15 protein-coding genes and 3 tRNA genes are annotated in these 12,859 nt (G+C 73.8%); 7 read left to right on the top strand and 11 right to left on the bottom strand.

Features of this window, described 5'->3' with window-relative positions:
- Window positions 1-32: 32 nt before the first annotated feature.
- From orn to Ae717Ps2_RS05245, 4 genes are all read left to right on the top strand, one after another.
- Window positions 33-665 carry an oligoribonuclease gene (gene orn / locus Ae717Ps2_RS05260; RefSeq protein WP_043280303.1) on the top strand — a complete coding sequence of 211 codons (633 nt, stop codon included), beginning with the start codon at window positions 33-35 and terminating at the stop codon, window positions 663-665.
- Window positions 666-729: 64 nt separating this feature from the next.
- Window positions 730-802 (top strand) — tRNA-His (locus Ae717Ps2_RS05255).
- A gap of 49 nt (window positions 803-851) precedes the next feature.
- Window positions 852-924, top strand: a tRNA-Lys gene (locus Ae717Ps2_RS05250).
- Between the two features lie 24 nt (window positions 925-948).
- Window positions 949-1,024 (top strand) — tRNA-Lys (locus Ae717Ps2_RS05245).
- A 90-nt stretch (window positions 1,025-1,114) separates the two neighbouring features.
- Here Ae717Ps2_RS05245 and Ae717Ps2_RS05240 read toward each other — a convergent pair.
- Together Ae717Ps2_RS05240 and Ae717Ps2_RS05235 are read right to left on the bottom strand one after the other, a co-directional pair.
- The gene (locus Ae717Ps2_RS05240) at window positions 1,115-2,116 is read right to left on the bottom strand and encodes an amidohydrolase family protein (protein ID WP_043280302.1); all 1,002 of its coding nucleotides are present in this window, start codon (window positions 2,114-2,116) and stop codon (window positions 1,115-1,117) included.
- A gap of 108 nt (window positions 2,117-2,224) precedes the next feature.
- Window positions 2,225-2,647, bottom strand: coding sequence for a MarR family winged helix-turn-helix transcriptional regulator (locus tag Ae717Ps2_RS05235; RefSeq protein WP_233147456.1), 423 nt, complete (start codon window positions 2,645-2,647; stop codon window positions 2,225-2,227).
- Between the two features lie 91 nt (window positions 2,648-2,738).
- On the opposite strand from Ae717Ps2_RS05235, the gene Ae717Ps2_RS05230 reads away from it, so the two are divergent.
- Together Ae717Ps2_RS05230 and Ae717Ps2_RS05225 are read left to right on the top strand one after the other, a co-directional pair.
- Window positions 2,739-3,656, top strand: coding sequence for an alpha/beta hydrolase (locus Ae717Ps2_RS05230; protein WP_075307774.1), 918 nt, complete (start codon window positions 2,739-2,741; stop codon window positions 3,654-3,656).
- 83 nt (window positions 3,657-3,739) lie between these two features.
- Window positions 3,740-5,188: an MFS transporter gene (locus tag Ae717Ps2_RS05225; RefSeq protein WP_255407894.1), complete on the top strand. Its 1,449-nt coding sequence runs from the start codon at window positions 3,740-3,742 to the stop codon at window positions 5,186-5,188.
- A 16-nt stretch (window positions 5,189-5,204) separates the two neighbouring features.
- On the opposite strand, the gene Ae717Ps2_RS05220 is transcribed toward Ae717Ps2_RS05225, so the two are convergent.
- The 9 genes from Ae717Ps2_RS05220 to Ae717Ps2_RS05180 form a co-directional block, all read right to left on the bottom strand.
- Window positions 5,205-6,014 carry a D-glutamate cyclase family protein gene (locus tag Ae717Ps2_RS05220; RefSeq protein WP_075333091.1) on the bottom strand — a complete coding sequence of 270 codons (810 nt, stop codon included), beginning with the start codon at window positions 6,012-6,014 and terminating at the stop codon, window positions 5,205-5,207.
- Window positions 6,011-6,901 carry an MFS transporter gene (locus tag Ae717Ps2_RS05215; RefSeq protein ID WP_075333090.1) on the bottom strand — a complete coding sequence of 297 codons (891 nt, stop codon included), beginning with the start codon at window positions 6,899-6,901 and terminating at the stop codon, window positions 6,011-6,013. Before Ae717Ps2_RS05215 ends, Ae717Ps2_RS05220 begins: the two co-directional genes overlap by 4 nt.
- A 39-nt stretch (window positions 6,902-6,940) precedes the next feature.
- Window positions 6,941-7,783, bottom strand: a complete 843-nt coding sequence (locus Ae717Ps2_RS05210; RefSeq protein WP_075329730.1) for an IS5 family transposase — start codon at window positions 7,781-7,783, stop codon at window positions 6,941-6,943.
- A 62-nt stretch (window positions 7,784-7,845) separates the two neighbouring features.
- Window positions 7,846-8,448, bottom strand: a complete 603-nt coding sequence (locus tag Ae717Ps2_RS05205; protein WP_075333089.1) for an MFS transporter — start codon at window positions 8,446-8,448, stop codon at window positions 7,846-7,848.
- Between the two features lie 57 nt (window positions 8,449-8,505).
- Window positions 8,506-8,994: a VOC family protein gene (locus Ae717Ps2_RS05200; protein WP_083702271.1), complete on the bottom strand. Its 489-nt coding sequence runs from the start codon at window positions 8,992-8,994 to the stop codon at window positions 8,506-8,508.
- Window positions 8,991-9,938, bottom strand: coding sequence for a biotin-dependent carboxyltransferase family protein (locus Ae717Ps2_RS05195; RefSeq protein WP_083695674.1), 948 nt, complete (start codon window positions 9,936-9,938; stop codon window positions 8,991-8,993). Before Ae717Ps2_RS05195 ends, Ae717Ps2_RS05200 begins: the two co-directional genes overlap by 4 nt.
- On the bottom strand, window positions 9,935-10,582 hold the full coding sequence (locus tag Ae717Ps2_RS05190) for an allophanate hydrolase subunit 1 (RefSeq protein ID WP_158071459.1): 648 nt from the start codon (window positions 10,580-10,582) through the stop codon (window positions 9,935-9,937). The genes Ae717Ps2_RS05195 and Ae717Ps2_RS05190 overlap by 4 nt, the downstream gene beginning before the upstream one ends.
- The gene (locus tag Ae717Ps2_RS05185) at window positions 10,579-11,358 is read right to left on the bottom strand and encodes a LamB/YcsF family protein (RefSeq protein ID WP_075312188.1); all 780 of its coding nucleotides are present in this window, start codon (window positions 11,356-11,358) and stop codon (window positions 10,579-10,581) included. Before Ae717Ps2_RS05185 ends, Ae717Ps2_RS05190 begins: the two co-directional genes overlap by 4 nt.
- Window positions 11,358-12,032 carry a GntR family transcriptional regulator gene (locus Ae717Ps2_RS05180; protein ID WP_020626001.1) on the bottom strand — a complete coding sequence of 225 codons (675 nt, stop codon included), beginning with the start codon at window positions 12,030-12,032 and terminating at the stop codon, window positions 11,358-11,360. The genes Ae717Ps2_RS05185 and Ae717Ps2_RS05180 overlap by 1 nt, the downstream gene beginning before the upstream one ends.
- 193 nt (window positions 12,033-12,225) lie before the next feature.
- Here Ae717Ps2_RS05180 and Ae717Ps2_RS05175 point away from each other — a divergent pair, with 193 nt between their 5' ends.
- On the top strand, window positions 12,226-12,858 hold the full coding sequence (locus Ae717Ps2_RS05175; protein ID WP_158071458.1) for a class I SAM-dependent methyltransferase: 633 nt from the start codon (window positions 12,226-12,228) through the stop codon (window positions 12,856-12,858).
- Window position 12,859: the final 1 nt, after the last annotated feature.

Genomic DNA, 12,859 nt, shown 5'->3' with positions numbered 1-12,859 from the left:
CCCGTCGCACCGATGTCACCTAGGCTGTGACGATGACCGATCGGCTGGTGTGGATCGACTGCGAGATGACCGGGCTCGATCTGGGGTCCGACGCCCTCATCGAGATCGCAGCCCTGGTCACCGACGGCGACCTGAACATTCTCGGCGAGGGCGTGGACGTCGTCATCGCCTGCGACGACGCGAAGCTCGACGCGATGCCCGACGTCGTGCGCGACATGCACGCCCGGTCCGGGCTGACCGAGGAGGTCCGGCGCGCGACGGTCACGGTCGAGCAGGCCGAGAAGATGGTGCTCGACTACGTCCGCACCCACGTCCCGGACGCCCGGTCCGCGCCGCTGGCCGGCAACTCGATCGCCACCGACCGGGGCTTCATCGCCCGGGACATGACCGAGCTCGACGGGTACCTGCACTACCGGATGATCGACGTCAGCTCGGTGAAGGAGCTGGCGCGGCGCTGGTTCCCCCGGGTGTTCTACGCCAAGCCGGAGAAGGGCCTCGCGCACCGCGCGCTCGCCGACATCCGCGAGTCGATCCGCGAGCTGGCCTACTACCGGCAGGCGCTGTTCGTGGCCCCGCCCGGTCCGACGACCGAGCAGGCGCAGGCCGCGGCGGCCGCGGTCGCGCACGTCGCGGCACCCCCGCAGACCGGTACGACCCCCGGCTGAGGGCTCCCGCGGACCCCGGTCTATAGTTTCTCCAGCGCTTCCGGGAGTCCGGGAGATCGCGATGGTGGGTGTAGCTCAGTTGGTAGAGCACCTGGTTGTGGTCCAGGGGGCCGCGGGTTCAAGTCCCGTCACTCACCCGGTCGCCGATTCTGCAGCAGCAGAGCCGTGCGACGGACAAGTACACATGCGCCGTTAGCTCAATTGGCAGAGCAGCTGGCTCTTAACCAGCGGGTTCGGGGTTCGAGTCCCTGACGGCGCACGCACGATCACAACCGAATAGCACGCGCCGTTAGCTCAATTGGCAGAGCAGCTGGCTCTTAACCAGCGGGTTCGGGGTTCAAGTCCCTGACGGCGCACCACCGATTCTGTGGGGGTAGGACGTCATCGTCCTACCCCCACAGCTCGTCCTGTCCCCTGCAGCTCATGGTGCCGACGGTTCCCGGCCGTGCTCATCCCGGCAGCCCCAGCAGCCGTTCGGCGTTGAGGTGGGCGATCTTCTCCATCGCGAGCGGGGGCAGGTCCGCCTCGCGGAGGAACGCCCGGGCGCCGTCGTTGCCCAGCATCGGGTAGTCGACGCTGAACATGATCCGGTCCACCCCGACCGTCTCGACGCAGAACCGGAGCTGGGCCTGGTTGAACATCCCGCTCGGGGTGATGTGGACGTTCTCCCGGAAGTAGTCCCCGACCGGACGGTCCAGGTGGGTGATCCGCTGCGGGAGGGCCTCCTCGATCCGTTCGAGGTAGAAGGGGACCATCTCGCCCCAGTGGCCGAGGACGAGCTGCAGGTCCGGGTACCGGTCGAACACCCCGGCGAGGACCAGATGGAGGAAGTGGGTCCCCGTCTCGACGTGCCAGCCCCAGGCGCTCGTCTGCAGCCGGGCCGTGACGATCGGGTCGAGCCCGCCCTCGTAGTTCGACCGGGAGGTCTCGACCGGCGGGACGCCCGGGTGCAGATAGATGGGCACCCTCAGCTCCGCCGACCGCCGCAGGACGGGGTCGAACCGGGGCTCGTCGAGGAACCCGCCCCCGGTCCGGCCGTTGATCATGGATCCGACGAACCCGAGCTCACCGACGGCGCGGGCGAGCTCGTCGGCGGCGGCCTCCGGCACGGCCGTCGGCAGCGCGGCGAAGGCGGCGAAGCGGTCCGGGTGCGCCGCGACGGCCGCCGCCGTGCGGTCGTTGACCTTCCGGACGAGCTCCACGGCGACGTCGGCGGGCAGCTGCTGGGTGGAGAGGGTGGACAGGACCTGCACGGAGATGCCGTGAGCGTCCATGTCGGCGATCCGCCCCTCGCCCAGATCGAGGAGAACCTCGGGCGCCGGGGTGTAGGGGTACCCCGTCCCGGGGGCGTACGCCGCGGTGGAGCCGGGGCTGAGCCGCTCGGCCTCGGGCCTGCTCGCCCGCGCGACGTCGAGATCCAGGAAGTGCTCCTCGAGCGCGATGATCCGCATCGCGGCCTCCGTCCCGGACGGGTCGATCGTGCCTGGCACGTCGAGGCTAGCGGGCCACGGGGCTGCCGGCCCACGACGAGAGATCCTGCGAGGTCCCGGCCCGGCGGTCTACCCCACCGGCCCGAGCAGGGCGAGCAGGATCCGCGCCAGCTCGGCCCGGTCCTGCGGCGGGATCCGCGCGAGCCTGCGGTCGAACTCCCGCGCCAGCGCGGCGAGGGCCCGGTCGCGGGCGGCCTCCCCCTCGGCGGTCAGGACGAGCCGGTGGCGGCGCAGGTCGGCGTCGTCGATCTCCCGGCGCAGGTAACCGAGGCCGACCAGGGTGCGCACGTACGCCGTCACGCTCGCCTTCGGGATGACCAGCGTCGCGGCGAGCTGGGCCGGGTAGGGGGACGTGGCGACCTCGGCGAGGACGAAGAACTCCTTCGTCTCCAGGCCCAGCTCCGCCAGGTCGGCGACGCACTCCTCCAGCACGACGGTCAGCAGCCGATGGTTCAGCGACCACAGCTGCGCGGCGTCGACCGACACGAGCACCTCCCATTCCGTACGATGTCGAACAGAGTCGAAGTCGAACTACCTGCATGTCGAACTTCGACCGCTGTCGACCCTAGACGGAGGGGCTCCCGTGCCACTGCAGCACATCACGATCCCGCGCGGGCCCATCCGGCTCGCCGCCGATCTCCACCTGCCCCCCGGCACCGACGGGTCGACTCCCCGGCCTGCCGTGGTGCTGTCGACCCCGGGCAGCAGCGTCAAGGAGCAGATCGGCGCCGAGTACGCCCGCCGCCTCGCCGACCGCGGCATCGCCGCGCTCGTCCTCGACCCGGCCCACCAGGGGCGCAGTGGTGGCGAGCCGCGCGACCTCGAGGACCCGTACCGGCGGGGCGAGGACATCAGCTACGCGCTCGACGCACTGGACACCACGGCCGGGATCGACCCCCGGCGCATCGGCGTGCTCGGCATCTGCGCCGGTGGCGGGTACGCCGTCCACACCGCCCGCACCGACCACCGCATCAGGGCCGTGGGCGTGGTCGTCCCCGTGGACATCGGCACCGCGTTCCGCCGCGGCGCGTCCGACGGCCCCGTCGCCGCACTCGACGCCATGGCGGACGCCCGTTCGGCCGAGAACCGCGCAGGACACCTCACCCGCGAGAAGTGGCTCCCCGACAACGCCGAGGAGGCCGCCGCGCTCGGAGTGGACGACATCGACACGACACAGGCGATCCGGTACTACCGCACCGGACGGGGCGGGAGCGAGTACTCGACGAACCGTCGCCTCGCGCGGGGGGACTCCCTGCTGCTCGGGTACGACGCGTTCCACCTGGTCGACCCGCTCATGACCCAACCCCTGCAGGTCGTCCTGGCCGGCCGCGTCGGCACCACCGGCTCCTCCGAGGCCGGCATGCGGCTCTGGGAGACGGCCCCGAACCCCGTGGACCTCATGGTGGTCGACGGGGCGGGCCACTACGAGATGTACGACGAGCCCACCTACGTCGACGCCGCGGTCGACCGGCTCGCCGGCTTCTACTCCACCCACCTGTAGGCATCGGGCCCGACCGCCGCACCCGGCACCGCGGGGCAGGCTATCGTCGCTCCCAGTTCGTTAGCTCCGGACAAGGAGATGCCGTGGGGAACGACGTCGTCGTGCCGGCCGGTCCCGCCGGACGCCGGCACCGGCTGCTGATCCTGACCGTGCTCTGCACCAGCATCCTGATCGTCTCGATGGACGTCACGATCGTCAACGTGGCACTGCCCGCGCTCGTCGCGGACCTGCACGCCTCGATCACCGAGCTGCAGTGGACCGTCGACGCCTACACCGTCGTCCTGGCCTGCTTCCTGATGCTGGCCGGCGCGACGGCGGACCGGGTCGGGCGCCGCCGCGTCTTCCGGACCGGGCTCGTCGTGTTCGGCATCGGGTCGCTGCTGTGCAGCCTGGCTCCGACGGTCGGCTGGCTGATCGGGGCGCGGGTGGTGCAGGCGCTCGGCGGCGCGATGCTCAACCCGGTCGCCATGTCGATCATCACCAACGTCTTCACCGACGTCCGGGAGCGGGCCCGCGCGATCGGGGTGTGGGGCGCGATGGTCGGCATCTCGCTGGGCCTCGGCCCGGTGCTCGGCGGGCTCCTCGTGGACACCGTCGGCTGGCGGGCGATCTTCTGGGTGAACATCCCCGTGGTGCTGGCGGCGTGGGTCCTGACGGCGCGGCTCGTCCCGGAGTCGCGGGCCGCCCGTCCGCGGCGGGCCGACCCGGTGGGGCAGCTCCTGGTGGTGGCGCTGCTCGGGTCGACGGTGGCGGCGGTGATCGAGGGGCCGCGGCTGGGCTGGTCGTCGGCGGGGGTGCTCGGGCTGGCGGCGCTGGCCGTCGGCGCGCTGGTCCTGCTGGTCGTCTGGGAGCGGCGGCACCCCGAGCCCCTGGTGGAGCTGCGGTTCTTCCGGAGCGCCCCGTTCACCTCGGCGACGGTGATCGCGGTCTGCGCGTTCGCGGCGTTCGGCTCGCTGCTGTTCCTGTCCGCGCTCTACCTGCAGGACGTGCGGGGGCTCAGCGCCCTGCAGGCCGGGCTGACGCTGCTGCCGGCCGCCGTCGCGACGACGGTGGTCGCGCCGCTGGCCGGGCGGATGGTCGCCGCGCGCGGGGCCCGGCTGCCGCTCGTCCTCGGCGGGACGGCGATGGTGGCGGTCGCGCTGACCTTCTCCCAGCTCTCCCCCGCCACCCCGCTGTGGCTCGTGCTCGTCGCGCACGGGGTGTTCGGCTGCGGGTTCGCACTGCTCAACCCGCCGATCACGAACACGGCGGTGAACGGGATGCCGCCCGAGCGGGCCGGCGTCGCCGCGGCGGTGGCCTCGACCAGCAGGCAGGCCGGGCAGTCGTTCGGCGTCGCGATCAGCGGGACCGTGGTCGCCACCGCGGCGAGCACCGCCGCCGGGGTGGCGACGGCGTGGGCGGTCGTGGTGCCGCTGACCGTCGTGGTCGTGGTGCTCGGTGTGCTGGGGACCACGGCGCGGGCGCAGGCGTCCGCGGCCCGGGTCGCGGCACTGTTCCCCGCGGCACCGTCGTCCCCCGCCCGCGCGGCCTGAGCGGGGGACGGCGGCGTCATCCGTGCGGAGCGGCGCCCGCGGCGGCGTCGACGGAGTGGTCCAGCACGACCATGTGCCCGGCCGCGTGGGTGAACACGTACTCGGCACCGCAGCCGGGCAGGGCCAGCTGCGGGGTGACCCCGCAGGCCCAGAAGACCGGCACGTCACCCTCCTCGACCACCGGCTCCGGCCCGAAGTCCGGCCGGGCCAGGTCGGCGATCCCGATCGCGGCGGGGTCCCCGACGTGCACCGGCGCGCCGTGCCCGGTCGGGTAGCGCGCCGTCACCTCGACGGCCCGGTCGACGAGCGCGGCGGGCACCGCGCGCATGCTCACCACCAGCGGTCCGTGCACCCGGCCCGCCGGCACGGTCGGGCAGGTCGTGACGTACACCGCGGGCGCGGACGAGCGCGGGTTGCGCCGCACCGGGACCCCGGCCCGTTCCAGGGGCTCCTCGAAGGTGTGGCTGCACCCGAGCAGGAACGCCACCGAGTCCGCGCGCCACCGGTCGCGCAGGTCGGTCGGCTCGCCGTCCTCGACGCCGTGGAGCCAGGTCCGGTAGCGCGGGAAGTCGGTGCGGACGTCGACCCGGGTGTCCCCGACGGTGACGACCGGGTCGCCGGTGTCGCCGACACCGAGCAGCGGGCACGGCGTCGGGTTCCGCACGCAGAAGAGCAGGAAGTCGTACGCCGTCGCCTGCGGGACCACCACCAGGTTGGCCTGCTGGTACCCGCCGAACAGGCCCGCGGTGGGCCCGGTCCAGCCCCCGGCGGCGGCCAGTGCCCGCAGCTCGGCCGGGGTGGCGGGCGCCGTCGTCGCGGCGGTCATCGGGCCAGCTCCCGGCGGGCGGTCTCGCGGACGGTGAGCAGGGTCAGCAGTGCGACGACCGTCGCGACCATCAGCAGGTAGCCGGGTGCGAGCGGGTCGCCGGTGACCGAGGTCAGCCAGGTCGCGAGGAACGGGGTGAGACCGCCGCCGATGATCGTCCCGCCGTTGAAGGCCAGGGACAGGCCGGTGTAGCGGACCCGGGTCGGGAACTGCTCGGCGTAGGTCGGGTAGGTGACGGCCTGCACGACCGGCATCGGCAGGGCCAGCAGGAACATGCCGAGGACGGCCAGGGTGAAGTCGCCGGTGCCCATCAACGCCATCGTCGGGAGGATCAGCACGGAGTAGCCGAGGAACCCGGCGACGATGAGCTTCTTGCGGCCGTAGCGGTCCGACAGCGCTCCGGCGAGCGGCATCAGGCACGCCACGAACAGCCCGATCGCGGCCATCAGCCAGAACGTGCTCGACTTCGGGTAGCCCAGCTCCGAGGTCAGGTAGATGTTCATGAAGATCAGGCCGATCCAGTAGCCCGCGTTCGACCCGGTGGCCAGCAGCAGCACGGTCACCAGCGCGCGCCGGTGGTGGGTGAGCACCTCCTGCACCGGGGCCTTGGGCAGCTCGCCCGCCGCGCGGCTGTGCTCGAACTCCTCGGAGTCCTCCAGCCGGTGCCGGGCGATCAGGGTGAGCACCACCAGCGGCAGCGCGAGCAGGAACGGGATCCGCCAGCCGAACGCGCTCAGCTGCTCGGCGGTCAGCAGGGTCGAGGTGACCCCCGCGACCAACGCCGCGGTGCCGCCACCGAGGGCGACCCCGACCGGCGTGAAGGACCCGAAGAAGCCGCGTCGGCCCGCCGGGGAGGACTCGGCGAGGTAGGTGGCCGACCCGGTCACCTCACCGCCGGCTAAGAGGTCGCGCGGATTGATGGATGATCATGGGCGGCGGTGTGGTCGGCTGTCCCAGCGGTGCGTGGTCCAGGCCTGCCGGATCAGGCTACGGAGTGTGATGATGGTGTCGGCGAGGTCGAAGAACGCGTCGACGACGGTTTCGCGGCGTTCGTAGCAGCGCTGCAGCCGGTTGAAGCTGTTGTGCCAGGCGTTGGTGCGCTCGATGTGCCAGCGTTGGGTGGCCTGGATCGGTGCTTTCTCGCCCTTGCGCGCGATCTCGCTGTGCAGGCCCCGTTCGGTGAGTGTGTCGCGGGTCTTACCGGAGTCATAGCCGGCGTCGAGGTGCACGGTGATGTCGTCGGGCAGCGGGCCGAGAGCGTCGAGGTGGTCGAGAGTGGGGCCCAGTAGCGGGGAGTCGTGGCGGTGTGCCCCGGCCAGGACCCGGCCCAGTGGGATGCCATGGCCCTCGACGAGCACCGATCGCTTCATGCCCTGTTTACGCCGGTCAACCGGTGACGGTCCGGCGACCTCACCGCCGCCGGGGGCCTTGGTGATGGCGCCGTCGACGGCAACGTCGTCAAGCAACAGGCCGACGATGCGGTCGTAGGCGTCCAGGGCGATCCGGCGTAGCTGGGCGAAGACCCCGAGCCGGATCCACTCGTCACGGCGATCGCGGATGGTGGTCGCCGAGCAGGTGCTGTCGGAGACGCCCTGATACGGGCAGCCGAACCGCAGCACCTGCAGGAGCTTGTCGAACACGACCCGATCCGCGATCCGGCGGCGGTGACAGCCCCACGGATGAGTGGGATCGAACTCGACCCGGGGCGGCAGCAGCGCGGCGAACTGGTCCCACAACGGCTCGGTCAACCATGATGGCAGGGCGGGCACGCGGCCTCCAGACGATCACGAAGAGTCAACAACTTCATGATCGACAGGCCCGTGCCCGCCCCTCACCATCGACACCCGGCCGCGACCCAGCTGTGATCAATCCGCGCGACCTCTAAGAAGCCCTGGGCGAGCCGGGCCAGGACCAGCAGGGCGGGGGCGAGCAGGCCGGCGGTGGCCGCGGTCGGCAGCAGCCCGACCAGGGCGGTCGCGGTGCCCATCCCGGTGATCGTGAACACCAGGACCGGCTTGCGGCCCAGGCGGTCGCCGAGCCGGCCGAGGACGATGCCGCCGAGCGGGCGCATGAGGAACGCGCTGCCGAACACCGCGAGCGTCGACAGCAGTGAGGCGACCGGGTCGGCGCTGGGGAAGAACAGCGGCCCGATGACGACGGCGAGGTAGCCGTAGACGCCGAACTCGTAGTACTCGACGGCGGTCCCGGACGCGGCGGCGAGCGCCGCGCGGCGGGACCGGGCCGAGCTCGGCGACGGGGTGGGGGGGTCTCGGCGGCCCGCCCGGTGGGGGCGTCGCTTGATAGGGTCATGGGTGTCTCCCGGTGGGGGTCCCGCTGCTGCGGGCAGGCGTGATCGCGGTGTGGTGGGTGGAGCAGACCCGGCGCGCGCGAGACGGCGACACCGGTGGCACAGCGGGTCATCGGCGGGCGGCATCCCGCCGATGACCCCGGCCGCGGGCCCGTCCGGGGACGGGCCGCGACCGTGTGGGGATCAGACGGCGAACAGCTGCTCGGGGTCGGCGAAGGCCTTGAACTCGAGCGCGTTGCCCGCGGGGTCGAGGAAGAACATCGTCCACTGCTCCCCCGGCTCCCCCTCGAACCGCACGTACGGCTCGATGACGAACCGCGTGCCGGCGGCGGTCAGCCGCTCGGCCAGTGCGCGGAACTCCGGGACGCTCAGCACGAGCCCGAAGTGCGGGACCGGCACGTCGTGGCCGTCGACGGGGTTGGTGCCGGCGACGCCCGCGCGCGGGGTGTCCGACGGCTCGCCGACCTGGTGGGTGACGACCTGGTGGCCGGCGACGTTCCAGTCGGTCCAGCGCTCGGCGGAGCGGCCGCGGGGGAAGCCGAGCAGGGTGCCGTAGAACTCGCGGGCCGCCTCGATGTCGTCCACCGGGATCGCCAGGTGGAACGGCAGGCGCACGGAGGTGACGATCGCGGCGGATTCCGTGGTCGGTGCGGACACAGGGGTACCTCTCATCCTTCGGTGTCGCGCCCGGACGGGATGGCGTCCAGACGCAGGGGGTCCCCGGGCCGGAGCTGGCCGAGGAGGTCGATGTCGGCGTCGGCGACGACGCCGACCACCGGGTAGCCGCCGGTCACGGGGTGATCGGCGAGGAACAGGATGGGCTCGCCCGACGGCGGGACCTGGACGGCGCCGAGCGGCACGCCCTCGCTGGGCAGCGACCGGTCGCCGACGGCGAGGGTGGCGCCGGTGAGCCGGATGCCGACCCGGTCGCAGTGCCCGGAGACGCGCCACGGCGCGCGCCGGAGCAGGGCGCGGTCGGCAGGGCCGAGGACGCCGTCGCGGGGGCCCCAGTGGAACCGGACCCGGGTCGCGGGACCGGGCAGCCGGGGCGCGGCGAGCTCGACCGGCACGGCGGGCGGCTCGCCCGGCACGGGGCCGAGCGGCAGGTCGACGCCCGGGGCGACGGCGGGCGGGCCGAGCCCGGTCAGCGAGTCCCGGGCGCGGGACCCGAGCACGGGGGCGGGTCGGATCCCGCCGCCGACGGCGAGGTAGCTGCGCAGCCCGCGCGGCGGGGTGCCGAGCCGCAGCCGCGCTCCGGCCGGTACCCGCACGCAGCGGGGGTCGGCGACCGGGCGGCCGTCGAGGGTGACCGGGACCGGGGCGCCGGTGACCGCCACCCAGCGCGGCACGTCGAGGACGACCGCGAGACCGCCCAGGGTGACCTCGACGGCGGCCTCTCCGGGCCGGTTGCCGACCAGCCGGTTCGCCGTCGCGAAGGCGGCCCGGTCGACCGGCCCGGACGCGGTGACGCCGAGATGCGCGAGCCCGGGGCGGCCCGGGTCCTGCACGCTGGCGCCCGGCCGGGCGTCGAGCACCCGCAGCCGCGGGCCGGGTCCGGGTCCCGCGGCGGGCGGGACGGTGGCGGCGCGGGCGGGCGGGTCGAGCAGCGCGGTCATGCGGGCACCTCCACGAAGCGGACGCGGTCGCCGAGCCCGAGCCGGTTGGGCGGGGTGGCGTCGACGTCCCAGAGGACCGCCGTGGTCGTGCCGATCTGGTGCCAGCCACCGGGCGTCCCGCCCGGGTAGACCACGGTCTGGTTCCCGGCGATCGCGACGACGCCGGCCTCCACCCGGGGCCGCGGGGTGGACAGCCGCGGCAGCCGCAGCGCGTCGGGGAGCCCGTCGAGGTAGGCGAAACCGGGGGCGAAGCCGAAGAAGCCGACCTGGTGGGTCGCGGCGGCGTGCGCCCGGGCGACCTCGGCCGGGGTGGTCCCGAGCCGGTCGGCGACGGCGGGCAGGTCGGCGCCGTCGTAGCGGACGCCGACCTCGACCGTCCGGGCCGGGGGGACGGGGGCGCCCGCATCGGTGACGGTGGTGGCGGCGGCGCCGACGGCAAGGGTCCGCAGGTGGCGGCGCAGCGCGGCCATCCGGGTGCCGGGGCGCGCGACGACGAGCACGGTGGCCGCGGCCGGGACGACGTCGGTCACCCAGGCGTCCCAGCCGTCGGTCACGGCGCCGTCGGCGACCGCGCGCACGGTCCCGGGGAGGCAGTCCACGATCCAGGACCGGTCGCCGGCGCGGTGCACGGCGGGCGCGGTCACCGGGCCGCCCCTGCGAGCGGGGCCGCACCGCAGCCGATCCCTGCGGCGGACAGGGCGTCGCGGGCGGCGCGGGCCAGTGCGTCGGCGCCGGGGGTGTCGCCGTGCACGCACAGCGCGGCGACCGCGCCGCCGGGCGGGCGGACGCTGACGACGGTCCCGTCGACGGCGGTGACCGTCCCGTCGCGGGCGACCGAGACGGCGCGGGCGGCGGCCTCGGCGGGATCGCGGACCAGGTCACCGGGCCGTCCGCGCGGGACGAGACTCCCGGCCGCGGTGTAGCCGCGGTCCAGGAACGCCTCGGCGCGCGGGCCGAGACCGGCCGCGAGCGCGCGATCCCACACCTCGGTGCCGGGCAGACACAGCAACGGCAGGCCCGGGTCGACGAGCCGGACCGCCTCGACGAGGGCGTCGGCGTGGTCGGGGTGGGTGCCGGTGGCGTGGTAGAGCGCGCCGTGCGCCTTGACGTACCCGACCCGGGTGCCGGCCGCCGCGGCGAACACCGAGAGCGCGCCGATCTGGTAGACGACGTCGTTGACCAGCGTGTCGCGGGCGACGTCGACGAAGCGGCGGCCGAACCCGGCGAGGTCGCGGTAGGAGACGTGGGCCCCGACCGCCACGCCGCGCGCCGCGCAGTCGTCGCAGGTGCGGCGCATGACGTCCGGGTCGCCGGCGTGGAAGCCGCAGGCGACGTTGGCGGCGTCGACGACGTCGAGCAGCGGCCGGTCGTCCGGCACCCAGGCGCCGAAGCCCTCCCCGACGTCGGTGTTCAGCGCGATCACCGCGCGTCCCGTCCGGCCCAGAACGCCGACAGCTCGCCGCGGTCGGCCGACCAGGCCGCGTGCAGGCCGTCCTGGCCGCCGTCGATGTGGGCGAGCACGAGACGGCGGAGCTCGTCGGCGTCGCCGTCGGCCAGTGCCTGGACCATCCCGCGGTGCTCGTCCTGCACACGGTCGTAGGCGCCGGTGCCGTGCACGTAGAACCGGGAGTAGGGCTCCAGGCGGTGGTAGAGCCGGGAGATCAGCTCGTAGCGCAGCGGCAACCCGGCGAGCCGGTACATGTCCAGGTGGAACGCGAGGTTGGTGCGCGACCAGGCGGCGGCACCGGTGTCGGTGACCCGGTCCATCTCACCGGCCATGCCGTCGAAGCGGGCGACGTCGCGCCGCGACACCCGTTCCGCGACGTGCGGGGCGAAGCTGGGCTCGACCATCCGGCGCAGGTCGTAGATCTCGTCGATCTCGGCCAGGTCCAGCTCGGTGACGAAGGTGCCGCGGCCGGGCTCGCTGCGCAGCAGCCCCTCCCCCACCAGGGTGCGCAGCGCCTCCCGCAGCGGGATGCGGCTCACGCCGTAGCGGTCTGCGAGCTCCTCCTGCACCAGCCGGTGACCGGGCGGGTACACGCCCTCCACGATCGCGCGACGCAGGGCGTCGACCAGCGCGTCATCCGATGCCATGCGTTCTGTATACGGTGGATCCAGCGTGTACGAAAGCCCCTGCCGTCGCGCTTAACAGGACCGACACCGCAGAACACACAGCAGGAACACACGGCAGGAGACACGGCAGGAGACACGGTCGCCGCGGCCGCGGCGGAGTGACCCGGGTCGCCCCGACATGACCGCGGAGCCCGCGGCCGCCACGATGGTGCGCATGGCCCGACCCGACCACGCCGTCTTCTTCAAGCGCTCGTTCTCGAAGATGGACCAGCTCGCGACCCCGTTCCTGACCGGGCGGCGGCTGTGCCGCCAGCTCGCCGGGGTGGTGCCGCGCGGCACGAACGGCGTCGTCGTCGAGCTGGGGGCGGGGCCGGGCGTGCTCGCCGAGCCGATCCGCGAGCGCCTCGGCCCGCACGCGCGCTACCTCGCGATCGAGATCGACGAGGAGCTGGTCGCCCACCTGCGCCGGCACAAGCCGTGGCTGGAGGTCGTGCAGGGCGACGTCGCCGACCTGGACCGGATCCTCGACGAGGCCGGCATCACCGAGGTCGACGCGTTCGTCTCGACCCTGCCGTGGGCGGTGTTCCCGCAGACCCTGCGCCTGCAGGTCATGGGGACGATCGCGCGCCGGCTGACCCCGGGCGGGGTGATGAGCATGATCATCACCTGGATGGCGCTGCCGAACCGCGTGCGGGTGCTGCGCGACCTGCTCGACACCCACTTCGACGAGGTCGTGGAGACCGCGACCGAGTGGCGCAACCCGCCGCCCGCCCGCACCTTCCTGTGCCGGCGACCGCTCCCCCAGTTCAACTCCCTCGGCGGGCAGGACACTCGCTCGGCGAGCTGAC

The organism is Pseudonocardia sp. Ae717_Ps2 (genome assembly GCF_001932475.1).
In the GTDB taxonomy this organism is placed as follows: domain Bacteria; phylum Actinomycetota; class Actinomycetes; order Mycobacteriales; family Pseudonocardiaceae; genus Pseudonocardia.
Note: the sequence above shows the minus strand (reverse complement) of the source record. Positions and strands in the feature narration are given on the sequence as shown.

What these genes read in the sequence shown, in the direction of transcription:
- orn (WP_043280303.1), top strand. Translation starts at nt 33, where the DNA reads ATGACCGATCGGCTGGTGTGGATCGACTGCGAGATGACCGGGCTCGAT.
- Ae717Ps2_RS05240 (WP_043280302.1), bottom strand. Translation starts at nt 2,116, where the DNA reads ATGCGGATCATCGCGCTCGAGGAGCACTTCCTGGATCTCGACGTCGCG.
- Ae717Ps2_RS05220 (WP_075333091.1), bottom strand. Translation starts at nt 6,014, where the DNA reads ATGACCGCCGCGACGACGGCGCCCGCCACCCCGGCCGAGCTGCGGGCA.
- Ae717Ps2_RS05205 (WP_075333089.1), bottom strand. Translation starts at nt 8,448, where the DNA reads ATGCCGCCCGCCGATGACCCGCTGTGCCACCGGTGTCGCCGTCTCGCG.
- Ae717Ps2_RS05200 (WP_083702271.1), bottom strand. Translation starts at nt 8,994, where the DNA reads ATGAGAGGTACCCCTGTGTCCGCACCGACCACGGAATCCGCCGCGATC.
- Ae717Ps2_RS05195 (WP_083695674.1), bottom strand. Translation starts at nt 9,938, where the DNA reads ATGACCGCGCTGCTCGACCCGCCCGCCCGCGCCGCCACCGTCCCGCCC.
- Ae717Ps2_RS05180 (WP_020626001.1), bottom strand. Translation starts at nt 12,032, where the DNA reads ATGGCATCGGATGACGCGCTGGTCGACGCCCTGCGTCGCGCGATCGTG.
- Ae717Ps2_RS05175 (WP_158071458.1), top strand. Translation starts at nt 12,226, where the DNA reads ATGGCCCGACCCGACCACGCCGTCTTCTTCAAGCGCTCGTTCTCGAAG.